This window comes from Streptomyces sp. NPDC058045 (assembly GCF_042885635.1).
GTDB lineage: Bacteria > Actinomycetota > Actinomycetes > Streptomycetales > Streptomycetaceae > Streptomyces.
Genome location: NZ_JBHVRR010000008.1, coordinates 104,640 through 127,854, shown reverse-complemented (window position 1 = coordinate 127,854; position 23,215 = coordinate 104,640). Strand labels below are relative to the sequence as shown.

At 73.1% G+C, this 23,215-nt stretch carries 17 protein-coding genes; 9 read left to right on the top strand and 8 right to left on the bottom strand.

The window, feature by feature from the left end; translation table 11 throughout:
- Window positions 1-2 precede the first annotated feature (2 nt).
- Both ACFVST_RS07860 and ACFVST_RS07855 read left to right on the top strand, forming a co-directional pair.
- A complete protein-coding gene (locus ACFVST_RS07860) occupies window positions 3-1,439 on the top strand; it encodes an NDP-hexose 2,3-dehydratase family protein (RefSeq protein WP_390147939.1) in 1,437 nt (478 codons plus the stop codon).
- A 35-nt stretch (window positions 1,440-1,474) separates the two neighbouring features.
- Window positions 1,475-2,035, top strand: a complete 561-nt coding sequence (locus ACFVST_RS07855) for a hypothetical protein (protein ID WP_390147937.1) — start codon at window positions 1,475-1,477, stop codon at window positions 2,033-2,035.
- A 121-nt stretch (window positions 2,036-2,156) separates the two neighbouring features.
- On the opposite strand, the gene ACFVST_RS07850 is transcribed toward ACFVST_RS07855, so the two are convergent.
- From ACFVST_RS07850 to ACFVST_RS07835, 4 genes are all read right to left on the bottom strand, one after another.
- Window positions 2,157-3,722 (bottom strand): MFS transporter, encoded by a 1,566-nt coding sequence (locus tag ACFVST_RS07850; RefSeq protein WP_390147935.1) that lies wholly within the window; start codon window positions 3,720-3,722, stop codon window positions 2,157-2,159.
- Between the two features lie 62 nt (window positions 3,723-3,784).
- On the bottom strand, window positions 3,785-5,029 hold the full coding sequence (locus ACFVST_RS07845; protein WP_390147933.1) for a nucleotide disphospho-sugar-binding domain-containing protein: 1,245 nt from the start codon (window positions 5,027-5,029) through the stop codon (window positions 3,785-3,787).
- A gap of 135 nt (window positions 5,030-5,164) precedes the next feature.
- The gene (gene rfbB / locus ACFVST_RS07840; protein ID WP_390147931.1) at window positions 5,165-6,151 is read right to left on the bottom strand and encodes a dTDP-glucose 4,6-dehydratase; all 987 of its coding nucleotides are present in this window, start codon (window positions 6,149-6,151) and stop codon (window positions 5,165-5,167) included.
- A 496-nt stretch (window positions 6,152-6,647) separates the two neighbouring features.
- Window positions 6,648-8,012, bottom strand: a complete 1,365-nt coding sequence (locus tag ACFVST_RS07835) for a tannase/feruloyl esterase family alpha/beta hydrolase (RefSeq protein ID WP_390147929.1) — start codon at window positions 8,010-8,012, stop codon at window positions 6,648-6,650.
- A gap of 169 nt (window positions 8,013-8,181) precedes the next feature.
- Between ACFVST_RS07835 and ACFVST_RS07830 the strand changes: the two genes are divergently transcribed.
- The 3 genes from ACFVST_RS07830 to ACFVST_RS07820 all read left to right on the top strand — a co-directional run bounded on the left by ACFVST_RS07830 (window position 8,182) and on the right by ACFVST_RS07820 (window position 12,686).
- Window positions 8,182-8,970, top strand: a complete 789-nt coding sequence (locus ACFVST_RS07830; RefSeq protein ID WP_390147927.1) for a 3-hydroxybutyrate dehydrogenase — start codon at window positions 8,182-8,184, stop codon at window positions 8,968-8,970.
- 111 nt (window positions 8,971-9,081) lie between these two features.
- On the top strand, window positions 9,082-10,467 hold the full coding sequence (locus tag ACFVST_RS07825) for an MFS transporter (protein WP_390147925.1): 1,386 nt from the start codon (window positions 9,082-9,084) through the stop codon (window positions 10,465-10,467).
- A 101-nt stretch (window positions 10,468-10,568) separates the two neighbouring features.
- On the top strand, window positions 10,569-12,686 hold the full coding sequence (locus tag ACFVST_RS07820; protein ID WP_390147923.1) for a helix-turn-helix domain-containing protein: 2,118 nt from the start codon (window positions 10,569-10,571) through the stop codon (window positions 12,684-12,686).
- 10 nt (window positions 12,687-12,696) lie between these two features.
- Here the strand turns inward: ACFVST_RS07820 and ACFVST_RS07815 are convergent, their stop codons facing one another.
- The 3 genes from ACFVST_RS07815 to ACFVST_RS07805 form a co-directional block, all read right to left on the bottom strand.
- Complete coding sequence (locus ACFVST_RS07815) at window positions 12,697-13,704, bottom strand: alpha/beta hydrolase family esterase (RefSeq protein ID WP_390147922.1); 1,008 nt, start codon at window positions 13,702-13,704, stop codon at window positions 12,697-12,699.
- Between the two features lie 211 nt (window positions 13,705-13,915).
- Complete coding sequence (locus tag ACFVST_RS07810; protein WP_390147996.1) at window positions 13,916-15,400, bottom strand: sensor histidine kinase; 1,485 nt, start codon at window positions 15,398-15,400, stop codon at window positions 13,916-13,918.
- A 17-nt stretch (window positions 15,401-15,417) separates the two neighbouring features.
- Complete coding sequence (locus tag ACFVST_RS07805; RefSeq protein WP_390147920.1) at window positions 15,418-16,149, bottom strand: response regulator transcription factor; 732 nt, start codon at window positions 16,147-16,149, stop codon at window positions 15,418-15,420.
- A gap of 161 nt (window positions 16,150-16,310) precedes the next feature.
- Between ACFVST_RS07805 and ACFVST_RS07800 the strand changes: the two genes are divergently transcribed.
- Genes ACFVST_RS07800 through ACFVST_RS07790 form a run of 3 tightly spaced genes read left to right on the top strand, consistent with a single transcriptional unit; the run spans window position 16,311 to window position 18,920 of the window.
- On the top strand, window positions 16,311-17,678 hold the full coding sequence (locus ACFVST_RS07800) for a ferric reductase-like transmembrane domain-containing protein (RefSeq protein WP_390147918.1): 1,368 nt from the start codon (window positions 16,311-16,313) through the stop codon (window positions 17,676-17,678).
- An 8-nt stretch (window positions 17,679-17,686) separates the two neighbouring features.
- Complete coding sequence (locus ACFVST_RS07795; RefSeq protein WP_390147916.1) at window positions 17,687-18,136, top strand: FMN-binding protein; 450 nt, start codon at window positions 17,687-17,689, stop codon at window positions 18,134-18,136.
- Complete coding sequence (locus ACFVST_RS07790) at window positions 18,129-18,920, top strand: FAD:protein FMN transferase (RefSeq protein ID WP_390147914.1); 792 nt, start codon at window positions 18,129-18,131, stop codon at window positions 18,918-18,920. Before ACFVST_RS07795 ends, ACFVST_RS07790 begins: the two co-directional genes overlap by 8 nt.
- Window positions 18,921-18,933: 13 nt before the next feature.
- Here ACFVST_RS07790 and ACFVST_RS07785 read toward each other — a convergent pair whose 3' ends face one another.
- A complete protein-coding gene (locus ACFVST_RS07785) occupies window positions 18,934-19,932 on the bottom strand; it encodes a metallophosphoesterase family protein (RefSeq protein WP_390147913.1) in 999 nt (332 codons plus the stop codon).
- Between the two features lie 367 nt (window positions 19,933-20,299).
- Here ACFVST_RS07785 and ACFVST_RS07780 point away from each other — a divergent pair, with 367 nt between their 5' ends.
- Window positions 20,300-23,167 carry an AAA family ATPase gene (locus tag ACFVST_RS07780; protein ID WP_390147911.1) on the top strand — a complete coding sequence of 956 codons (2,868 nt, stop codon included), beginning with the start codon at window positions 20,300-20,302 and terminating at the stop codon, window positions 23,165-23,167.
- Window positions 23,168-23,215: the final 48 nt, after the last annotated feature.

The window sequence follows — 23,215 nt, the reverse complement described above, 5'->3', positions numbered from 1 at the left end:
CCATGACGATCACTGAACCGGCGCTGGTCGCCGACAGTCAGGAAGCGCTCGGCGGCCGGTTCGCCCTCTCGGCTCTGTCCGCGGGGCGCGAACCGGCCGCCCCGGAGACGATCGGGCGGTGGCTGGCCGATTTCGCGCAGCGTGCCTACACCACCGTCGAACGCGTGCCGCTGGACCGGTTGGAGGGGTGGGAACGCGCCCCGGACACGAGCTATCTGCGGCACCACAGCGGTAAGTTCTTCAGCATCGAGGGCCTGGAGGTCGAGGCTCCGGGGGCGGTGGTGCCCCGCTGGTGCCAGCCGATCATCAACCAGCCCGAGGTGGGGATTCTCGGCATCCTGGTCAAGGAGTTCGACGGGGTCCCGCATCTGCTGATGCAGGCCAAGGTCGAGCCCGGCAACCGGAACGGCCTCCAGCTCGCCCCCACCGTCCAGGCCACCCGCAGCAACTATCTGCGGGTGCACGGCGGGCGACCGGTTCCCTACCTGGAGTACTTCCGAGACCTGACCGGGCGCCAGGTCATCGCCGACGTACGGCAGTCCGAGCAGGGCTCGTGGTTCCTCGGCAAGCGCAACCGCAACATGGTCGTGGAGGCCGAGGGCGAGGTCGAGGTCCTGGACGGCTTCCGCTGGCTCTCCCTGGGCCAGGTCCACCGCCTGCTCGCGGAGGACGACGTGATCAACATGGATGCGCGCACGGTGCTCTCCTGCCTGCCGTACACCGGGGCGCAGTTGGGGGCCGCGCTGGGCTGCGACGGGGACGACTTCCGTTCCGCCCTGGTCCGCTCCTGCGTCACCGACCGGGCCCGGCAGACGCTCGGCGACCATCTCAGCTGGATCACCGACACCCGGACCATGACCGAGGTGCGGCGCCGGCCGGTCCCGCTGGACGGGCTCACCGGCTGGCGGCTGCACGACGGGGAGATCACGCACGAGGACGGCAGCTACTTCAGGGTCATCGGCGTGCGGGTCACGGCGGGCGGCCGCGAGGTGGCCCGCTGGTCGCAGCCGATGATCGAGCCCTGCGGGCCGGGTGTCATCGCCTTCGTGGTCCGGCAGTTCGCGGGCGTCCTGCATGTGCTGGTGCGGCTGGGGGCGGAGGCCGGGTCGGTGGACACGGCCGAGTTGGCGCCCACGGTCCAGTGCAATCCGGAGAACTACGCGCGGCTGCCGCGGCCGGAGTTGCTGGATGTGGTGCTGGGGGCCTCAGAGGAGCAGATCAGGTTCGACACGATGCTGTCCGAGGAGGGCGGGCGCTTCCACCACGCCCTCAACCGGTATCTCGTCGTCGAGGCCGAAGTGGAGGCGCCGTCACCGGCGTTCCGCTGGATGACGCTGCGTCAGCTCAGCGGTCTGCTGCGGCACAGCCACTATCTGAACGTGGAGGCACGCACGTTGGTAGCCTGCCTGCACAGCCTCGCCGGGCGGCAGGAGAGCTGAACCGGCATTCCCCTTCCTCAGAGCCGAGGGTCTACATGCATCTCGACACAGTGCTGCCCGACTGGCACTACCACGAGCGGCACCAGATCGCGGTGGCGGCGCCGACCGCCACCGTGATGAGCGCGGTGGACGAGCTGACCTGGCGTGAAGTGCCGGTCTTCCGCGGGCTGCTGGCGCTGCGGGGCCTGGCGGGCGGCACCCGGACCGACTCGCGTGTCATGGACCAGTTCACCGACATGGGGTACACCGAACTCGCCCGCAGCGAGGACGAGTTGGTCAGCGGACTGATCTGCAGCCCGTGGATGGGACCGCCGCTCGCGTTAGGTGAGACACCCACCGAGAAGTTCCGGTCCTTCGAGACTGCCAAGCACATCAAGATCGCGGTCAACTTCCGCTGTGCGGACGGTCTGCTGACCAGCGAGACCCGGGTGTACGCCACCGACGCGCCCAGCAGGAAGCGCTTCGGCCTCTACTGGTTCGCCATCCGCGTCGGCAGCGAGATCATCCGCCGCGTCTGGCTCGGCGCGGTACGCCGCCGCGCCGAGGCCGTGGTCAAGGCGCAGGCCGAGACCGAGGCCGAGGCCGCGAAGGGCTGACTGGGCGTAGGCGCCTCCGGTCCCTCACCGGGCCGCGTTCCACCGGAAGGGAAAGCCGCAACCTCCCCCGCATCAGGGGAGGTTGCGGCTTTCAGCTGTGCCGGACCGTACCGGCTGCGGGTCACCGCTCCACGGGGACGGCGGCGGGGGCGTCGTCCTCGGTGGTGAGTTCGGCGACCAGGGGGACGCGGCGCAGCAGCACCAGGGCGAGGAGCGCGGTGACGGCCACCAGGCCGGCTCCGGTGAGTGCGCTGGCCTGCATACCGGAGACGAAGGCCTCCTGCGCAGCGGTGGCGACCTGGGCGCCGAGGCGGGCCGGGAGTTCCTCGCTGACCGCCATCGCGGACGCCAGGGTGTCGCGGATGCCCTCGGCGGCTCCCGCGGGTGTGCTGTCGGGCAGGGACTCCAGCTCGCTCCGGTACACGGCGGTGCAGACGCTGCCGAGGGTGGCGAGGCCCAGGGCGACACCGAACTCGGAACCGGTCTCGGAGAGGGCGGAGGCGCTGCCGGCCTTCTGCGGCGGCGCGATGCCCACGATCATGTCCACCCCGAGGATCATGATCGGGGTGAGGCCCACCATCAGGACCAGGAACCCGGCGATCAGCAGCCAGCGGGAGGAGTCGGCGTCGACCTGGGCCAGGATGACCAGGCCGACGCTGGAGACGAGCAGCCCGCTGCCGATCAGGACGCCGGGGCGGATCTTCTGCGCGAGCTGCGGCACGGCTCCGGCACCCAGCATCATCACGGCGGCCGCGGGCAGCAGCCACAGGCCGGTGCGTAGCGCGGACAGCCCCTGCACCAGCTGCAGGTACTGGGTGAAGAGGTAGAAGGTGCTGCCCATCACGCACATGCTGAAGGTGAGCACGCACAGCGAGCTGCCGAAGGCCGGGTTGGTGAACAGCGCCAGGTCGATCAGCGGCTCGTCGGTCCTGCGCTGCCGGCGCAGGAAGAGGACACCGGAGACCAGTCCGGCCAGCAGGCACACCAGCGGCAGCCAGCCGAAGCCGTCGTTGACGATCTTCTTGAGGGCGTAGATGACGGGCAGGGTGGCCGCGAGCGAGAAGGCGACACTGGTCAGATCCAGGCGCCCGGCCTCGGGGTTGCGGTACTCGGGGAGCAGCAGCAGGCCGGCGGCCAGGAGCAGCACCATCACCGGTACGGCGATGATGAAGACCGAGCCCCACCAGTAGGACTCCAGGAGCACCCCGCCCAGCAGGGGGCCGAGCACGATCCCCAGGATGAAGCAGCCCATCCATACCGTGATGGCGGTGGTGCGCTCCTTGGCGTCGGTGAACATGTTGCGGATCAGGGAGAGGGTGGAGGGCATCAGTGCCGCTCCGGCCACACCCATCAACGCGCGGGTGACGATGAGCATCTCGGCGCTGGTGGAGTAGGCCGCCAGCGCCGAGACGGCGCCGAAGACGACCGTGCCGGCCAGCAGCAGCCGACGGCGTCCGATGCGGTCGCCCAGCGACCCCATGGGGATCAGGAAGCCGGCCAGCAGGAAGCTGTAGACGTCCATGATCCAGAGCATCTGGGTGCTGCTGGGGTCCAGGTCCACGGTGAGGTGGGGCAGTGCCAGGAACAGCACCGTGTTGTCCATTGCCAGGAGCAGAGTCGGCAGGGCGAGAACGGCGAGGCCCGCCCACTCCCGCAGCCCTGCCTTGCCCGAAGATGCCGTGCTCATCTGTTCACCCAATCTCTGCGTGTCTCGGCGTACGGGGCTTCCCGACGGTGGTGCACGCGGGGTCAGCGGGTCTCGCGCCGGGCGACCAGCCGCTCCAGGGCGGGGACGACCTCGTTCGGTGTGGGCATGGCCAGCAGATCACGGTGGGCCCGCTCGACGCCTTGCGTGAACCGCCCTTCCCGCAGGGCCTGTTGGAGCACCTGGGCGAAGCGCTCCGGGGTGGCCTCCTCGGGCTCCAGGGCCACTCCGGCGCCCAGCCGGTGCAGGTACCGGGCCACCTCGCTCTCGTCCCAGACTGCGGCCGGCACGATGATCTGCGGGACCTTGTGCGGCAGCGCGGCGAAGGCGGTGAGGATGCCGCCGTGGTGGATGACGGCGGCGCAGGTGGGCAGCAACTGGTCCAGCGGTACGAAGTCGACCAGGCGCACATTGCCGGGGACGGTGACGTCCGGCGGGAGCTGGGCGGCGGTGAGCGTCGCCACCACCTCGATGTCCAGACTCCCGGCGGCGGCAAGGAAGTTGAGGGCGGCGGAGTTCTCGCCGTAGGCCTCGCGTCCGGACAGTCCGAGGGTGAGGCAGACGCGGGGGCGCAGCGCCGGCTCCAGCAGCCACGCCGGGGGGACGTCGGGCCGGTTGACGGGGATCTGGCGCACCGGCACGGCGGGCAACCCGTCGGGCAGGCGCAGCGCCTGGGGCATGGGGTCCAGGGCCCACTCGCCGGTGAGGACCTCCTCGGTGTAGGTGCAGCCGAACTTCTGGAGGGTCTCCTCGACCATGCGGCGCAGGTCGTCCCCGGCACCGGCCGGCTGCTGCCGGAGGAACTCGGTGCGCATCCGCCCGATGTGGTCCAGGCCGGTGAGCATCCGGAAGTGCGCGGCGCCGCTCGCCCGGGCGACGACCCCACCGTGGAAGAAGCCGGAGATCACCAGGTCGGCCCGCCAGGAGCGGGCGAAGGCGACCAGGTCGTCGATCGAACCGCGCAGGCTGGCACCGGCGAGCCCGCTGCCGAAGTACAGCGCGGACAGCCAGGTGGTGCGGAAGCGGATCGTCTCGGCCCGTGGGGTTCCGTCGCTGTGCAGACCGGTGAGGGCGGCGATCTCGGCGGGGTCGGAGGTCCCCGCCGCCGCCATCAGATCGATGCTCTCGCCGACCGGGAGCGGGGTGAGGCCGAAGTCGGTGACCTGCCCGGTGAAGTTCGGCGGCACCGCCACCCGGACCTCGTGTCCCGCGGTCTGCAGGGCCCACGCGAGCGGTGCGACGAGTGTGATGTGGGCACTGATCGGCGCGGGGGTGAACAGAACGCGCATGACACTTCCCTCTGTTACGGGGAGAAGACGGCCTGAAGCCGCAGGCTACGGGCGGCCCCGTTGGTGGACCACGCGACTATGGGGGTTCACTTCTGACGACCCGTCGGTTTCCCGGCAGGGCCCCCGCTCCCCGCTTCAGCCGGCCTGCTCCGCCCCGGCCGCGGGGTCCACGGGCTGCGTCTGCGGGGCCCACCACCACTGGTTGTCGCGGTACCAGTCGATGACCTCGGCCAAGCCCTCGTCGAAGGACTTCTGCGGCTGGTAGCCCAGCTCTTCGGTGATCCTGGAGTAGTCCACCGAGTAGCGCAGGTCGTGGCCCTTGCGGTCGGTGACGTACTGGATGCGGCGCTCGTCGGCCCCGCACAGTTCCAGGATCCGCATGGTGAGGTCGAGGTTGCTCAGCTCCGGTCCGCCGGCGATGTTGTAGATCTCGCCGGGAGTGCCCTTCTCCAGGGCGAGTTCGATGGCCCGGCAGTGGTCGTCCACGTGCAGCCAGTGGCGGACGTTGCGCCCGTCCCCGTACACGGGCACCTGCTTGCCCGTCAGCAGGTTGGTGATGAACAGCGGGATGACCTTCTCCGGGTACTGGTACGGCCCGTAGTTGTTCGAGCAGCGCGTGATGACCACCGGCAGCCGGTGGGACTGGAAGTAGGAGCGGGCCAGCAGGTCGCCGCCGGCCTTGGAGGCCGCGTAGGGGGAGTTGGGCAGCAGGGGGTCGCCCTCCAGCGAGGAGCCCTCGGGCACCGAGCCGTAGACCTCGTCGGTGGAGACATGGACGACCCGCTCGACACGAGCTTTCAGGCAGGCGTCGAAGAGCACCTGGCTGCCCAGCACATTGGTCAGGACGAAGTCCGAGGCGCCGCTCAGCGACCGGTCCACGTGCGACTCGGCGGCGAAGTGGACCACCGCGTCGTGTCCGGGGAGCAACTCGGCCAGCAGGGCCCCGTCGTTGATGTCGCCCCGCACGAAGCGGAGTTGGGGGTCCTCCTTCGGAAGGTTGGCCCGGTTGCCCGCGTACGTCAGCTTGTCCAGGACGGTCACCTCGCTGCCGCCGGCCGCCAGCAGGCGCCGTACGAAATGAGAGCCGATGAACCCGGCACCACCAGTGACGAAGATTTTCATGGGAGCCCCCGCCGTTCTGCGCAATGGACGTGATGCGCCACTCCGCCGGTCTCAGCTCAGGGCTGACCGCGGTGCGGCGACGGGACGGAGTGGATCGCCGATGGATGTGTTCTGTGGAATTCCGTGAAACATGGTGCGATACCTCAGCGGCTGGGCCGAACTCGCCCTGGCCGCACGGCACTTGGAGTCGGCCGTGGTGGGACCGCCCCGGGGCCGGTCACGGCCGGAGGACCGCCGCCGTACCGCCGCGCGAGGATGGATGCCGAGTGCGGACCATTTCTCATACCCCCTTGAATTGCGTGGCACGTGGCCACACGTCGAAAGCGGCACGCCACCGGCGTGGACGCGCGGCGGCGGGCCTGGACGACAGGCGGAAAACGGATGACAGGCCGTAGGGTGTGAACTCGCCCCGGCTCGGTCCGTGCTGGATTCAACCTCACCCCTCAACGGGGCGCAACCCGTGCACCAACGGGGTGGATTCCAGGGGAAGTTGGGGTCAGCGCAGCGGGCAGGTGTTGGTTTCGTCGGTGTGGGGGGCGCGGGGGATGGTGTGGCCGGCGGGGGGTGGGGGGCCGGGGGTGGTCCAGGTGGTGAGGGCGTCGAAGGCGCTGCGGTAGCAGGGCAGTATCGGGCGCAGGCGGTCGGGGAAGGTGTCGTGGAGGCCGTCCACGTGGGTGCCGTCGGCGACGGCGTAGTAGCGGTGCAGGGCGCTGCGGCCGGCGTCTTCGATCATGCGCCGGTAGACGTCGGAGTCGGTGCGCTGGGGGAGGAGGGTGTCCAGGGTGCCGTGGAGGGTGATGAGGGGGCGGGTGAGCCTGCCGGTCAGGGCGATGCGGGAGACCGCGCGGTGGACGGCGGCGGGGCGGTCCCGGTAGTCGTAGCGGGCGTCGGACCGGCAGGGGGCGAGGATCTCCCCGGGGGTCGAACCGGCGCTGTTGCCGGGGCAGTCGGGGTCGTAGCCGGGGTCGACCGAGGCGCGGTAGGCCTTCTGCGTCAGGCCCCAGTAGGTGCTGCTGTGGTACGGCCAGAGGAACTCGGAGCCGGGGGCGAAGCCGGCGCGGTACATGTCGGCGGCGGTGGCGCGGCCCAGGGTCCAGGCGACGGCGGTGGGCAGCGGGGTCAGCAGGTTGGGGCCGTGGGCGGTCCACAGGGTGCCCTCCCAGTCGACGCCGCCGTCGTACAGCTCCGGGTGGTTCTCCAACTGCCAGCGGGTGAGGTAGCCGCCGTTGGAGATGCCGGTCATGACGGTGCGGTGGGCGGGGCGGCCGTAGTAGCGGTGGACGGTGGTGCGGGCGGCGCGGGCGAGTTGGGTGGTGCGCCGGTTCCATTCGGCGACGGCGTCGGCGGGGCGGCGGCCGTCGCGGTAGAAGTCGGGGCCGGTGTTGCCCTTGTCGGTGGCGGCGTAGGCGTACCCGGCGGCGAGGACGTAGTCGGAGATGAGGCCGTCGGTGCTGTACTGGCCGCGGTTGCCGGGGGCGCCGGTGATGACGAGGCCGCCGTTCCAGTGCTCGGGGAGGCGGATGACGAACTGCGCGTCGTGCTGCCAGCCGTGCCGGGCGTTGGTGTGCGAGCTGTCGGGGAAGTAGCCGTCGAGTTGGAGGCCGGGGACGCCGCTGGGGTTGCGGGTGCCGGCGGCGGCGAGGCCGGCCTGGTCGGCGGTGTCGGTGTAGCGGGTGCCGGCGAGGGCGGCGGTCGTCAGATCGGGCAGGCAGGCCCGCTCCTGGTGGGCGGCGCCCGGTACGGCGGCGCGGGCCGCGTGGGAGCAGGCGGACGCGGCGGCGGCCGGTGGTGCGGTGCCCAGGGTACCGCAGACGGTCAGCGCGGCGCCGAGCAGGGCGAGGCGGCGCAGGGGGAGGCGCATGGTGGCTCCGTAGGTCGTCGGTCGGCCCGTGTCGCGGCCCTCGGAAGGTCCCCCAGTAATAGGGGGCGAACGCCGGTGGCTCCTATGGGAGGTGGCGCCATCTCGCCGTCGCGGCTTGTGGTTTCCGGCGCTATAGGGCGGCGTTGCGGGCACTTCTAACGTGCCGCCCATGGATGAAGCGAACGACGCGGTACGGGCCGCGGGCGGCGGACCCGGTGTGCTGGCGGGCAGGACGGCGCTGGTCACCGGGGCCGGCAGCGGCATCGGCCGGGCCTGCGCCGAGGCGCTGGCACGCAGCGGGGCGCGGGTCGAGGTGGTGGACATCGACACCGCGGCCGCCCGGCGCACCGCGGCGGACGTCGGCGGCCGCGCCCATGTGGTGGACCTGGCGGACCCGGCCGCGGTGGCCACCCTGCCCGCCGAGGCGGACATCGTGGTCAACAACGCGGGCCTCCAACACGTCGCGCCCGTCACGGAGTTCGACCCCGAGGTGTTCGCCCGGATGCAGCGGATCATGGTCGAGGCACCGTTCCGGATCCTGCACCGCACCCTGCCGGGCATGTACGCCAGGGGCTGGGGCCGGGTGGTCAACATCTCCTCGGTGCACGGTCTGCGCGCCAGCCCGTTCAAGAGCGCGTATGTGACGGCGAAGCACGCGCTGGAGGGGCTCAGCAAGACCGTCGCCCTGGAGGCCGCGCCGCACGGGGTGACCAGCAACTGCGTCAATCCCGGCTATGTGCGCACGCCCCTGGTGCAGCGGCAGCTCGGGCAGCAGGCCGCGGCGCACGGCATCCCGGAGGAGGAGGTCCTGCACCGGGTCCTCCTCGAACGCAGCGCGGTCAAGCGGCTGATCGAACCGGAGGAGGTCGCGGCGGCCGTGGTGTGGCTGTGCGGTCCCGGCAGCGACTCGGTGACCGGCACCGACCTGGTCCTGGACGGAGGCTGGACCGCCCACTGACACGCACCGCACCCGTCGCGCACCGCACCCGTCGCGCACCTCCGCGCCACGCCCGCAAGACCAGAAGTCCACAACCCACACATCCGGAACATCCCGGAAAGGGGAGCGCCCGTGAACGGCACGTCCTCCCGGCCAGCCCGTCTCGGACGGGTCGTGGCCGCCAGCCTCGTCGGCACCACCGTCGAGTGGTACGACTACTTCCTCTACGGCTCCGCCGCGGCCCTCGTCTTCGGCAAGGTGTTCTTCCCCGGCACGGACCCGCTGACCGGCACCCTGCTGTCGTTCCTCACCTACGCCATCGGCTTCGCCGCGCGCCCCATCGGCGCCATGGTGTTCGGGCACTTCGGCGACCGCATCGGCCGCAAGAAACTCCTGGTGACCAGCCTGCTCATGATGGGCGGCGCCACCTTCCTGATCGGCTGCATCCCCGACTACGACACCATCGGCGTGGCCGCGCCGATCCTGCTGACGCTGCTGCGGCTGGTGCAGGGCTTCGCGCTGGGCGGTGAGTGGGGCGGCGCGGTGCTGCTGGTGTCCGAGCACGGCAGCGCCCGCCACCGCGGTTTCTGGGCGTCCTGGCCGCAGGGCGGCGCACCGGCCGGGAACCTCCTCGCCGTCGGCGTGCTGGACCTGCTGACCAGTACCACCAGCTCGCACGCCTTCGAGACCTGGGGCTGGCGGGTGGCGTTCCTCGCCTCCGGGGTGCTGGTCCTGGTCGGGCTGTGGGTGCGGCTGGCGGTGGACGAATCGCCGCTGTTCCAGGAGGCGTTGGCGAAGGCGGAGGCGCGCCGCGACAAGTCCGCGGAGAAGCCGCCGCTGGTGGAGGTGGTGCGCCGGCACTGGCGGGACATCCTGGCCGCGATGGGCGCCCGGATCGCGGAGAACGTCTCGTACTACATCCTCACGGCGTTCATCCTCGCCTACTGCGTCACCCATCTGAAGCTGTCCGGGCAGACCGCGCTGAACGCCGTACTGATCGGCTCGGCCGTGCAGTTCTGCCTGATCCCGCTGTTCGGCGCGCTGTCCGACCGGGTCGGGCGGCGGCCCGTGTACCTGGCCGGTGCCATCGGTATCGGGGTGTGGATCTGGCCGTTCTTCGCGCTCGCCGACACCAGGTCGTTCTGGGCGCTGACCCTCGCGGTGGTCGTCGGGCTCGTCTTCCACAGCGCCATGTACGCACCGCAGGCGGCGTTCTTCTCCGAGATGTTCGCGACCCGGCTGCGCTACTCCGGCGCCTCCATCGGCGCCCAGGTCTCCTCGGTCGTCGCGGGCGCCCCCGCCCCGCTGATCGCCACCGCCCTGCTCGGCGCCTACCACGCCCCGGGCCCGATCGCCCTGTACGTCACCGGGGCCGCCGTCATCACCGTGATCGCGGTGTTCCTGGCGGCCGAGACCCGTGGCCGGGACCTGGCCACCGTCGGGGAGGACGGGGACGCTGCCGACGGGTCCGCGGACGGGGTGCGGGACGCGGCCGGCACCGAGGCGCCGAGCCGCTGACCGCCGGGAGGGGTCCGGAGCGGGCCGGGCGCGTCTACAGTGGCCCGGCCCGCTCCGCCGCTCCCCCGCCCCCCGACCGGACCGCGAACGCAGGTGACCACGTGCCCGAGCCCTCCGCCGCCCCCTACCTCGGGGACCTGCTCGATCTGCTGGAACGGGGCGCCCCGCCGGAGGAGTTGAGCGCGCTGCTCGCCTCGGCCCGCGCCGCCGGGCTGCCCGCCGCGCACCTGCGGGAGGTGGAGCGGGCCACCGGGCGGACGCTGCGGATCAGCAGCGCCCTGCGCCAGCACCGCCGGCGCGAACTGGAACTCTCCGGCCTCTTCGACACGGCGGGCGACCTGGCCGCCGCCACCGACCTGGACACCGTGCTGCGGGCGATCGTGCGCCGGGCCCGCGGTCTGCTCGGCACCGACACCGCGTATCTGACGCTGCCGGACGAGGAGGCCGGCGACACCTATATGCGGATCACCGAGGGGTCCGTCTCGCCCGCCTTCCAGCGGCTGCGCCTCGGCCTCGGCGACGGGCTCGGCGGCCTGGTCGCCCAGACGGCCAGCCCCTACGCCTCGGCCGACTACCCCGCCGACACCCGCTTCCACCACACCGGCAGCATCGACTCCGCGGTACTGGACGAGGGTCTGGTCGCCATCCTGGGGGTGCCGCTGCTGCTCGGTTCGCGCGCCGACTCCTCGCGCAAGGTGATCGGGGTGCTGTTCGCCGCCGACCGGGCGCCGCGCTCCTACACCCCGGACGAGATCGCGCTGCTGCTGTCCCTGGCGACCCATGCGGCGGTGGCCATCGACACGGCCAGCAGCATCGCCGAGACCCGGCAGGCGCTGAAGGACCTGGCCGCCGCCAACGAGATCGTCCGCCGCCAGACCGAGGCCCTGCACCGGGCGGAGGAGGCCCACGACCGGCTCACCGACCTGGTGCTGCGCGGCGGCGACGTGCCCCAGATCGCCACGGCCCTGGCCCGCCTGCTGCACGCCCCGATCTCCCTGCACGACCAGAGCGGCGCCCCGATCGCCGCCACCGACGAGCACGGGGCGCACTTCCCGCCGGACGTCACGGAGGACACGGACGGCACAGAGGACACGGACGGCGGGGGTGACGGGGACAACTCGCCTGGTGGGGACGGTGGTTGGTTCGCGGAGGCGACGGAGGCCTCGCGGGCCGCGGGGCGGGCCGTGCACCGGGCGGGGCGCTGGGTGTGCGCCGTACTCGCCGGGCCCGAACTCCTCGCCTCCCTGGTACTGCACGACAGCCGGACGCTGGAGGACGCCGACCGCCGCCTGTTCGAGCGTGCCGCCGTCGTCACCGGACTGCTCCTGCTGCTGCGGCGCCGGGCCGCGGAGACGGAGAACCGGCTGCGCGGCAACCTCGTCGCGGACCTGCTCGACGCCGCGGGCCGCAGTACCGAACTCCCCTCGCCGCAGCGGGAGTTCGGGGGGCGGGGGACCTCCGCCGCCGGGCGGACACCGCCGGACGCCGCACTGGTCGAGCGGGGGCTGCGGCTCGGTGTCGATCTGCGCTGCCGCCATCTGGTGCTGGTGGCGCAGACCACCGAGGCGGCCCGGGAGCGGCTCAACCTCGTGGTGCCGTCCCGGCTCACCCGGTTCCCCGGTGTGGTCAGCGCCGAACACCATGGCACGCTCGTCCTGTTGCAGCCGCTGGACGGGCCGCGGCCGTCCCCGGGCGCACAGCGGCAGGCGGCGCCGGGGCGGCTCGCCCGTGACCTGGCCGGGGAGTTGGGCCGGGCCGTCGGCAGCCCGGTGACCGTGGCCGCCGCGGGCCCCGCGTCCGGCCCGGCCGCGCTGGTGGACGCGCACGGTGAGGCGGTGCGCTGCCTGCGGGCCCTGCACGCGCTCGGCCGCACCGGCGACGGCGCGTCCGTCGCCGAACTCGGCTTCCTGGGCGTCGTGTTGGGCGACCAGCGCGATGTGCACGGCTTCGTCACGGGCACCCTCGGCCCGCTGCTGGAGTACGACGCCCGGCGGGGCACCGCCCTGGTCCGCACCCTGGACGCCTACTTCACCAGCGGGCGGGCGCTGAACCGCACCCGGGAGCTGCTGCATGTGCATGTGAACACCGTGGTGCAGCGGCTGGACCGGATCGAGAGCCTGCTCGGCCCCGGCTGGAAGACCCCGGAGCACTCCCTCGAACTCCAGGTCGCGCTCCGCCTGCACACGGTGATGGGCGACCCGCCCGGCGTCACCGGCTGAGGCGGGCGCCTCAGCCGGTGGTGATGCCCCAGAAGGCGGCGGTGTAGTACGAGGAGCAGACGGCGTCGAGGAAGTAGGCGCCGGTGCTCCCGCAGGCGGTGTCGCCGGAGCCGGGGCCGACGGCCAGCCCGTGGCCCATGCCCTGGACGGAGAAGAGCGCCACCTCGGGGGCGGCGGGGTCGGGGCCGTAGGTCGTCTCGGTGGTGTTGCCGGGGAGCTGGGTGGTGGCCGCCGGTTCGTTGCTCACGCCGTGCACATCGGTCCACTGGTCGCGCAGTTCGGTGCCGTTGACGGGGCGCACGGTGTAGTCCGCGGTGCCCTGCCAGATGGCGACCCGCGGCCAGGGACCCTGGTAGCCGGGGTAGGAGGCGCGGACCTTGTCGCCCCACTGGGCCGGGGTCAGCCGCTGGTCGTTCATCTGGCACTGGGTGGCGGCGAGGAGGCTGGTGGCGCACTGGGCGGGCGGGCCGGCGTTGACGGCGCCGCCCGCGAAGACGTCCGGGTAGTCCGCCAGCAGATCGGCCGTCATACCGCCCCCGGCGGACAGCCCGGTGACGAACACCCGCCCGCTGCCGGTGCCGTAGGCCGCGGTGGCGGTGTCCACCATCTGCTTCACGGAGGCCGCCTCGCCCTGGTCCCGCCCGTCCTTCGCGGGGTCGAACCACTGGAAGCAGGACTGGATGTTGTTGCCGCTGTCGGTCTGTGGGAAGACGACCGCGAAGTGGTACCGGTCGGCCAGCTCGGCCCAGCCGGAGTGCGCGTAGTAGTCCTGGGCGCTCTGGGTGCAGCCGTGCAGGGCGACCACCAGGGGCGCGCCCACGGGCAGCGAGTCCGGGACGTAGGCGAACATCCGGAGGTGGCCGGGGTTGGACCCGAAGCCGGTGACCTCTTGCAGTGCGGCGGCGGGGTGCGCGGTGGGGCGGGCGGGGGCGGAGTGGGCGGTGGTGGTCAGGGCCAGCAGGGCGGTGGCGGTCAGCGCGGCGCCGGTGGCGAGACGCCGGGTGCGTGCGGCGAACATGTGGGGGCTCCCTCGTGTGCGACGTTTCTCGTGGCACGTTCCTCACCCGGGCGGGAACCGGCCAGGCCGGTCGGCGGCGTGACCGGGACGCGGACCCGGAGACTGCCGAATGTAGGAAGCCGGCGCCGCCCGTTCCATGGGGCGGCGGCCCACAGCGCGGCCCCGCCCTGTGGGCCGCGCGCCCGTTGCCGGAAACCGGACCCGGCCGGGATCAGGCCGTGTCCCCCGGGTCCGCCTCCCCGCGCGGCAGGCGGACGGTGAAGGTGGTGGCGCCCGGTTCCGAGGTGACCGCGGTGGTGCCGCCGTGGGCGGTGGTGACCGCGGTGACGATGGAGAGGCCGAGGCCGGAGCCGCCGCCGGGGGTGCGGGGGGTGTCGCCGTGGACGAAGCGTTCGAAGAGCTGGTCGCGGAGGGCGGGCGGGATGCCTGGGCCGTCGTCGGTGACGGTGAGGCGGGCCGTGCCGTCGTCCTCCGTCGCCACGCCCACGGTGACGGAGGTGCCGGGGGGTGTGTGCAGACGGGCGTTGGCGAGGAGGTTGGCGAGGAGCTGGTGGAGTCGGTGGGCGTCGCCGGTGACGGTGACGGGTTCGGCGGGGAGCCGTAGGGCCCACCGGTGGTCGGGGCCCGCGGCACGTGCGTCGGTGACCGCGTCGAGGACGAGCCGGGTGAGGTCGACCGGCTCGCGGGCCAGGGGGCGGCCCGCGTCGAGCCGGGCCAGCAGCAGCAGGTCGTCGACCATGGCGCCCATCCGGCCCGACTCGGCGGCGATCCGCTCCAGTGCCCGGGTCACCGCCGCGGGTACGGGCCCGGGGTGCAGCAGGGCGAGTTCGGCGTGGCCGCGGACCGAGGCGACGGGGGTGCGGAGTTCATGGCTGGCGTCGGCGGAGAAGGTGCGGAGGCGTTCCTCGCTGCGCTGGCGGTGGGTGAGGGCGTCCTCGACATGGCCGAGCATCCGGTTGAAGGCGAGGGTGACCTGGTCGACCTCGGCGCTGCGGGGGCGGGTGGCGGGGACCCGGGCCGGCAGCGCCACCTCCCCGCTGGCGAGGGGGAGTTCACTGACCCGGGTCGCGGTGCCGGCGATACGGCTGAGGGGACGCAGCGACCAGCGCACCCAGAGCGCGCCCGCGATCCCCGCCCCGGTCAGTGCCAGGCCGAAGACGCTGCCGGCGACGAGTTCCAGCCGGTGCACGGCGGACTGGACGGGCTCCAGCGGCAGGCCGGTGATCAGGGTGTCGCCGTCGTGGCCGCGCCAGGCCATCACCCGGTAGTCGTCCAGGTTCCTCGGGGAGAGTTCGACGCTGTGGCCGTGCCCGTCGGTGGGGACGGCGGCGAGGGTCCGGGCGTCGCCGGGGCCGAGGTGGACGGCGACCAGGTCGCTGGGGTCGTCGGTGTGCCGTACCAGGGCGGCGTTGGTGACCCGGCCGTCGACCAGGCGGACGCCCAGGGTGCCGGCGGACTGGCGGCGGGTGTCGCCGTGCTCGTCGCCGTCGTGGTCGTTGTGGCCGGTGCCCGGGTGTTCCAGGCTGGCCGCGAACACGCTGCCGGTGGCGGAGAGTTGCTGGTCCAGGCGGTCGGTGAGGAAGCCTTCGAGTTGCAGGATCGCGGCGCCGCCCACCGCGGCGCAGGCCACGGCGAGCAGTACCAGCAGTCCCGCGGTGAGCCGGGCGCGCAGGGTGCCCGGCCGCGGCCACCGCAGCGGGGGCCGCGGCCACCTCACCGGACCACCGGCCGCAGTACGTATCCGGCGCCCCGCACCGTGTGGATCATGGGTTCGCGGCCGGCGTCGATCTTCTTGCGGAGGTAGGACACATACAGCTCCACCACATGGGCCTGGCCGCCGAAGTCGTAGGACCAGACGAGGTCCAGGAGCTGGGTCTTGCTGAGGACGCGGCGGGCGTTGCGCATCAGGCAGCGCAGGAGCTGGAACTCGGTGGGCGAGAGGTCGATCGGGGTGCCGCCGCGGGTGACCTCGTGGGCGTCCTCGTCCAGCTCCAGATCGCCCACCACGAGGAGGGAGCCCGCGGTGCGCTCGCGGGTCATCCCGGCGCGGCGGAGCAGTCCGCGGACCCGGGCGACCAGCTCGCCCAGGCTGAACGGCTTGGTCACATAGTCGTCACCGCCCGCGGTGATCCCGGCGATCCGGTCCTCGACGGTGTCCCGGGCGGTGAGGAAGAGCACACACACATGGGGCTGCCCGGTGCGCAGCTCACGCAGCACGGCCAGGCCGTCGCGGTCCGGGAGCATGATGTCCAGGACGACGGCGTCCGGCCGGAAGGCGCGGGCCTCGTCCACGGCGGCCTGGGCCGTGCCCGCACAGCGCACCTCCCACCCCTCGTAGCGCAGGGCCCCGGTGACGACCTCGGCGAGATCGGGTTCGTCGTCGACGACGAGGACGCGCACGGGGGTGCCGTCGGGGCGGGTCAGGGCTGCGGAGCGTGCGTTCATGGCCCCACCAGCATCCATCGGATTCCTCTGAGTTTCCTCTGAGGATGCCTCCGTACGGCCCCCGGAACCCCCGGTGGGGGCGGGGCGGGGCGGCCGTTCAGAGCGGGTTCAGAAGTTGCGGCACCACAGTGGGCAGCCCGCCCCCTTGTGAGGAGACCGCCATGGCCACCGCGATCCAAGCCCCGCCGGCCCGGCACCGTGCGCCCGGCCCGCCGCGGCACCGGTGGCTGGCGGCGGGGCTGCTCGGCGGCGCCTGGGCGGGCGGCTTCGCGGTGCTCGCGCTGTGGTGGCAGGACACCGGGCCGGTGGTCGGCGCCGCGGGGTGGCTGACCGGGGCCGGGCGGATCACGGGGCTGCTGTGCGGGTACATGTGCGCGCTGCTGGTCGCGCTGATGGCGCGGGTGCCGTGGCTGGAGACGGGGGTGGGCAGCGACCGGGCCGCCCGCTGGCACGCCTCCGCGGGACGCTGGACCATCGGCCTGCTGCTCTGCCACATCGTCCTGATCACCCTCGGCTACGCCGCGCAGGCGCACACCGGTGTGCTGCGTCAGCTCGGCACCATCGTGTTCGACCTGCCCGACATGCTGATGGCCACCGCGGGCGCCCTGATCCTGCTCGCCGTCGGCTACACCTCGGCCCGCGCGGTACGCCGCCGGATGCGCTACGAGACCTGGTACCACCTGCATCTGCTCACCTACGCCGCGGTGTTCCTGGCGTTCTGGCACCAACTGGCCCTCGGCGCCGACTTCGTGGGCGGTACGGGCGCCCGCGCCGCCTGGTACGCCCTGTACCTCGGGGTGGCGGTGCTGGTGGTGTGGTTCCGGGTGCTCACCCCGCTGCGGCTCAATCTGCGGCACCGGATCCGGGTGCACTCCGTGGTCCGCGAGGCACCGGACGTGTACTCGGTGTGGCTCCAGGGGCACCGCCTCGACCAACTCGGCGCCCGGCCGGGGCAGTTCCTGCGCTGGCGGTTCCTGACCCGCGGCCGGTGGCTGGCCAGCCACCCGTACTCGCTGTCGGCGGTGCCGCGGGGGGATCTGATGCGGATCACCGTGAAGGCGCTCGGCGACCACAGCGCGGGCGTCGCCGGGCTGGCCCGCGGGACCCGGGTGTGGGCCGAGGGGCCGTACGGGGCGCTGACCGCGGGGCGGCGGCGCGGCGGGAAGGTGCTGCTGATCGCGGGCGGCACCGGCATCACCCCGCTGCGCACCCTCTTCGAGACGCTGCCCGCCCGGCCCGGCGCGCTGACTCTGCTCTACCGGGCGCGCACCGCCGAGGAGTTGGCGCTGCGCGGCGAGCTGGAGGCCATCGCCGCCGCCCGTGGCGCCCACCTGGTCTATGTCCTCAACGAACCCGACGGCAGCCGGGCCGAGGTCACCGCGGAGCGGCTGCGGGCGCTGCTGCCGGACGTCGACCGGCACGATGTGTTCCTCTGCGGGCCGCCCGGTCTGTCCCTGGCCGCCTATGACGCCCTGCGGGACGCCGGGGTGCCCGCGTCCCGTATCCACCACGAGTCCTTCGAACTGTGAGCCCCGCCATGCGCGCCCACTCCGTCCGACGCACCGTACTGACCTGTGTGGCGACCGCCACCGTGACCGTCCTGGCGCTGTCCCTCAAGCCGCACCACCTCCCGGTCGCCGCCGCCCCGCCCACCACCCCGCCCCCGGCGGCCGGCAGCGCGAGCCCCGGCACGGGCACCGGCAGCACCACGACCCGTACGGTCACCGGGCCGACCGTCCAGACCCGCTACGGCCCGGTGCAGGTCCAACTCACCGTCCACGGCTCGGAGATCACGGCGGCGCGGGCCCTGCGGCAACCGAACGGCGACGCCCGCAGTGTGCAGATCAACCGGACCGCGATACCCGCCCTGGTGGGCGAGACCCTGCACACGCAGAGCGCCCATGTCGACGCCGTCTCCGGTGCGACGTACACCAGCGAGGGCTATCTCAGCTCCCTGCAGAGCGCACTGGACCAGGCCCATGTCTGAGAGGCCCATCTCCGACCGGCCCATCTCCGAGCCGGACGCGCGACCGGAGTTGCACCGGGTGGTGCGCACCATGGGCACCGTCTTCTCCTGCACGGTACGGGCGGCCCCGACTCCCCTGCTCCACAAGGCACTTGACGAGGCGGAGGCCCTGCTGCACCACCTGGACCGGGTGTTCTCCCCCTACCGCGAGGACAGCGCCGTCAGCCTGGTCAATCGGGGTGAGCCGGTGCCCGCGCGGTGGCAGTCGGAGCTGTACCAGGTCACCCATCTGTGTGCCGAGGCGCATCAGCGCACCGGTGGCTGGTTCGCGGCCTGGCGCGGCGGCCGCTTCGACCCCAGCGGCCTGGTGAAGGGCTGGGCGGTGGAACGCGCCGCCGATCTGCTGCTCGACGCCGGGGCGGAACACATCTGCCTGAACGGCGGCGGCGACATCCAACTCCACGGCGGCCCCTGGCAGGTGGGCGTCAGCCACCCGCTGCGGCCGGGTGAACTCGCCGCCCTCGTCAGCCACACCGAGGGACCGCTCGCCCTCGCCACCTCCGGCCCCGCCGAACGCGGCTGCCATATCGTCGACCCGCACACCGGCGCCGCCCCCTCCCCCGCCCTGGCCTCGCTGACCGTGACCGCCGCCTCCCTCACCGAGGCCGACACGGTGGCCACCGCGGCCTACGCCATGGGCGAGCGGGCCAGGCCCTGGCTCACCGGGCACGCCGGACTCAGGGGGCTGGCCGCGTTCGCGGTGGCGGCGGACGGGTCGACCTGGACCACACCGCAGTCGGGGTGAGCCCGCGCCCCGGTCAGGTGGTGGCCTCCGAGGGTTCGGTACGGGCGGCGGCCTCCTCGCGGGCCGCGGCCTCCGCCTCGGTCAGCCCGAAGAAGGTGTTCAACCGGCCGGTGGCCATGGGTACTTCGGCGTACGGCAGGATGCGGCGCAGCAGCCCGTGCGGGTGCTTGTGGCGGCGCCACTCGCGGGGGTAGCCCACCGACACCTCCTCGAAACGGACCCCGTCGTACCAGGTCCTGCGGGGGATGTGCAGATGGCCGTAGACGACGGCGGCCACATTGAAGCGGGTGTGCCAGTCGGCGGTGAGTTCGGTGCCGCACCACTGGGCGAACTCGGGGTAGTGCAGGATCTCGGTGGGCCGGCGCACCAGCGGCCAGTGGTTGACGAGGACCAGGGGCACATCCGGGTCGGCGGCGGCGAGCCGCTCCTCGGTGGCGGCGACCCGGGCCCGGCACCAGTCGTCGGCCCCGTCGTAGGGCTCGGTGTGCAGCAGGAACTCGTCGGTGCAGACCACACCGGTGCCGCGGGCGTAGGCCAGGGACTCGGCCTTGGTGGTGGTGCCGGGGGCGCGGAACGTGTAGTCGTACAGCAGGAAGAGGGGGGCGACGGTGACCGGGCCTTCGGGGCCCTGCCACTGGGGGTAGGGGTCCTCAGGGGTGTCGATGCCGAGGCTGCGGCAGAGTTCGACCAGGTGCAGATAGCGTTCCTCGCCGCGGAGGGTGAGGGAGTCGGCGCGCGGGGTCCACAGCTCGTGGTTGCCGGGGGCCCACAGCACCCGGGCGAAGCGGTCGGCGAGCAGGCGCAGCGCCGACTCGATGTCCTCGCTGCGCTCGGCGACGTCACCGGCGACGATCAGCCAGTCGTCGGGATGCCCGGGGTGCAGGGACTCCAGCAGCGGCCGGTTGTCGGACATCGCTATGTGCAGATCGCTCACCGCGAGCAGCGACCCCCGCCCGGTGGCGGAGTCGGTAGGCCCGGGAGCGGTGGTGGTGTGCTCGTTGTACGTCCTCATCGGTCGGACGATACCTATCGGACGAGCCCGGCGAGGTCCGCGGTACCCGGCTGGTGCCGTTCCGCCACCGGACGGCAACACCCGTTCACCCAGAGTGAGTTGGGCGCCCGGCGCGGCGGACCCGGCGGCGGGGCGGAAGCGGCCGCGGCGCCGGTGCGGCATCGGGTCCAACCAGCGCACCCGTCCGGAGCCGCGACAAAATACGCATGACACCTTCACCCCGCGAACGCGCCCGGAGCTGCGATAGATTGCGCCCACGTGTTTGCGGAGCGTCACACCTCCGAGGCGGTACCTGTCGAGGACCGAGCCAACGACCGCCGGTCTTCACGTACTTGCCCGGCAGCGCTCCTCAACTAGGGGGCGACATATGGCACTTGCAGACCGTATGACCGAACTGGCGTGGATACGGGACTTGTTCGAGCGATCCGCACAGCACAAGGCGCAGACCGTGCTCGTCGAGGGTGCCGTCGCCACCGGGAAGACCGCACTGCTGCACACCTTCGGGGAGGAGGCGGCGGCCGACGGCGCGCTGGTCCTCACCGCGACCGGATCGCGGGCCGAACGCGGCCATCCGCTGGGCATCCTGGGGCAGTTGTGCCACCCCTTCCACACCGCCGAACTCCAGAGCTGGACCGAGCAGCAGCCCGGCCCTCAGCCGCCCCCCGCCGAGGCCCCGGACGCGGAGCCGGCCGCCATGGCGGAGACCACCGCCCGTATCGCCCGCGGACTGTGCACCGCGCTCCTGGAGTACGCGGCGGGGCGGCCCGTCGTCCTCTGCGTGGACGATGTGCAGTACGCCGACCGGCCGTCCCTGGAGATACTGCTCTATCTGCTGCGGCGGCTGAAGTCGGAGCGGCTGCTGACCGTACTGAGCGAGTGGACGGTGTCCCCGCTCGCCCACCCCGCCTTCCGCGCCGAACTGCTGCGCCACCCCGACTGCCGCCGGATCAGCCTGACTTCGCTCTCCGAGGAGCAGGTGGGCGAGGTCATCGCGGAGCACACCGACCCGGCCACCGCGGCCCGCCTCGCGCCGGGCTACCACCAGGTCTCCGGCGGCAACCCGCTGCTGCTGCGCGGCCTCCTGGAGGACGCCCCGCCCACCGGGGGCGGGGCACCGCCCGCGGTGCCACCCACCGAGGAGTCGTTCCGGCAGGCGGTGCTGGACTGCCTCTACCGGTGGGACCAGTCCACCGTGGACGTCGCCCGTGGGCTCGCCGTCCTTGAGGAGAGCGGAGGCCGCGGCGATCCGGCCCTCGTCGGCGCTCTCACCTGCACCAACGGCCCCCGGGTCGAAGCGGACGTCAGGGCTCTGACCGGGGCCCGGCTGGTGCACGACGGCCGGTTGCGCCACCCCGCCATCCGCGCCGCCGTCCTCGACACCCTCACCCCGGACGCCCGCCTCCGGCTGCATCTGCGGGCCGCCGGGCTCCTCTACGACCAGGGCCGCGAAGCCCTGGAGGTCGCCCGGCACCTGGTCGCCGCGGACAGCACTCCCGGCGGCTGGGCGGTACCCACGCTGCACGAGGCCGCCAGCCGGGCGCTCGCCGAGGACCGGGCGGAGGCCGCCCTGGACTGCCTCTCGCTCGCCTGCCGCAGCACCGAGGACCCGGCCCAACGCGCCGCCCTCACCATGGAGTTGGCCCGGATCTCCTGGCGCCGCGACCCGTCCGCCGTCCTCCGCCACCTCACCCCTCTGAAGGAGGCGGTGACGGCGGGCCTGCTGGAGCCGCCGAACGCGATCCCCATCGCCCTCCACCTCTTCTGGCACGGCCGCGGGCAGGAGGCGCAGGAACTCCTCGACTGGTTCACGGCCACGGCGGACACCGGCGACCCGCGGACCGCGTCCGGGCTGTCCTGCCTGGGGAACGTCCGGAAATGGCTCCACCTGAGCCCCCAACTCCCGTACGCCACCGGCATATCCGGCGACCTCCCCGCCCCCACCGGGCTCGCCGCACTCCACGACGGCACCACCACCGCAGGACCGGCCGAAGCCGCCGGCCCCGTCCTGCTGACCGCCTCCGACGCACTCGGCTCCGCCCTCGCCGAGGGACTGCACGCCCGCGCCGCCGACTGGGCCGAGCAGACCCTCGCCAGTACCGGCCTGTCCAGCGCCGGGATCGGGGACGCGCAGTTCGCCCTGTCCGCGCTGATCCACACCGGCCGCACCGAGCGGGCCGCCGCCCACTGCGACACCCTCCTCGCCGAGGCCCGTGCCCGCCGCGCCCCCACCTGGGAAGCCCTCTTCACCTCCTACCAAGCCGAAGTCGCCCTGCACCAGGGCGCGTTGGAGCGGGCCGCGGAACTGGCGCAGGACGCGCTGCGGCTGATCTCCGCCCGGGGCTGGGGTGTGGTCGTCGGCCACCCGCTGTCCGTGCGGATCCTCGCCCTCACCTCCCTCGGCCGCCCCGCGGAAGCGGCCGGACTGCTGCGGCAGGCGGTGCCCGACGGGATGTTCCACAGCCCCTTCGGACTGTGCTATCTGCGCGCCCGCGGGCACCACCACCTCGCCGCCGGGCGGCCCCGGGACGCCTTCATCGACTTCCACCGCTGCGGTGAACTGATGCGGTCCTGGTCGCTCGACCTGCCCGAACTGGTGCCCTGGCGCAGCGACTTGGCGCAGGCCCACCTCAGCCTCGGCCGGCCCGAAGCCGCCCGGGACCTCGTCACCGCACAGCTCGCCATGCCCGGCGCCCACGCGCCCCGCACCCGCGGCCTCTCCCTGCGCGTACTGGCCGCCACCGAGGCGGGGAATCGGCGCACCGCCCGGCTCCGGGAGGCGGCCGACCTGCTGCTCGGCGCCGGGGACCAGTGCGAACTCGCCGGTGTGCTCGCCGACTTGAGCCGCGCCCACCACGAGCTGGGCGAGCTGAGCCGGGCCCGGGCGGTGGCCCACCAGGCCCTCCAGGCGGCCGCCGAGGCAGGCATCGAGGACCTCTGCCGGCAGTCCCTGTCGCTGCGGGACGCCGCCGAGGGGCTGACGGAGGACACCGCGGACGGGGTCGCCTCGCTCAGCGAAGCGGAACGCCGGGTGACCGCCCTCGCCGCGATCGGGCACACCAACCGGGAGATCGCCCGCGAGCTGTTCATCACCATCAGCACCGTCGAGCAGCATCTGACCCGGGTCTACCGGAAGTTGAACGTGAAGCAGCGGGCCGACCTCCCGCTGCGGCTCACGGGCAGCGGCCGCTATCCGCCCCGACTGGTACCGGCCGCGGGCAAGAGCTGCACGGGCTGACCGCACCCCCGCCCGGCGACCCCACACACCCCGACCCCACCTACGGCA

Coding starts and splice junctions, on each gene's coding strand:
- ACFVST_RS07860 (WP_390147939.1), top strand. CDS start 3: ATGACGATCACTGAACCGGCGCTGGTCGCCGACAGTCAGGAAGCGCTC.
- ACFVST_RS07855 (WP_390147937.1), top strand. CDS start 1,475: ATGCATCTCGACACAGTGCTGCCCGACTGGCACTACCACGAGCGGCAC.
- ACFVST_RS07850 (WP_390147935.1), bottom strand. CDS start 3,722: ATGAGCACGGCATCTTCGGGCAAGGCAGGGCTGCGGGAGTGGGCGGGC.
- ACFVST_RS07845 (WP_390147933.1), bottom strand. CDS start 5,029: ATGCGCGTTCTGTTCACCCCCGCGCCGATCAGTGCCCACATCACACTC.
- rfbB (WP_390147931.1), bottom strand. CDS start 6,151: ATGAAAATCTTCGTCACTGGTGGTGCCGGGTTCATCGGCTCTCATTTC.
- ACFVST_RS07835 (WP_390147929.1), bottom strand. CDS start 8,012: ATGCGCCTCCCCCTGCGCCGCCTCGCCCTGCTCGGCGCCGCGCTGACC.
- ACFVST_RS07830 (WP_390147927.1), top strand. CDS start 8,182: ATGGATGAAGCGAACGACGCGGTACGGGCCGCGGGCGGCGGACCCGGT.
- ACFVST_RS07815 (WP_390147922.1), bottom strand. CDS start 13,704: ATGTTCGCCGCACGCACCCGGCGTCTCGCCACCGGCGCCGCGCTGACC.
- ACFVST_RS07805 (WP_390147920.1), bottom strand. CDS start 16,149: ATGAACGCACGCTCCGCAGCCCTGACCCGCCCCGACGGCACCCCCGTG.
- ACFVST_RS07800 (WP_390147918.1), top strand. CDS start 16,311: ATGGCCACCGCGATCCAAGCCCCGCCGGCCCGGCACCGTGCGCCCGGC.
- ACFVST_RS07795 (WP_390147916.1), top strand. CDS start 17,687: ATGCGCGCCCACTCCGTCCGACGCACCGTACTGACCTGTGTGGCGACC.
- ACFVST_RS07790 (WP_390147914.1), top strand. CDS start 18,129: ATGTCTGAGAGGCCCATCTCCGACCGGCCCATCTCCGAGCCGGACGCG.
- ACFVST_RS07785 (WP_390147913.1), bottom strand. CDS start 19,932: ATGAGGACGTACAACGAGCACACCACCACCGCTCCCGGGCCTACCGAC.
- ACFVST_RS07780 (WP_390147911.1), top strand. CDS start 20,300: ATGGCACTTGCAGACCGTATGACCGAACTGGCGTGGATACGGGACTTG.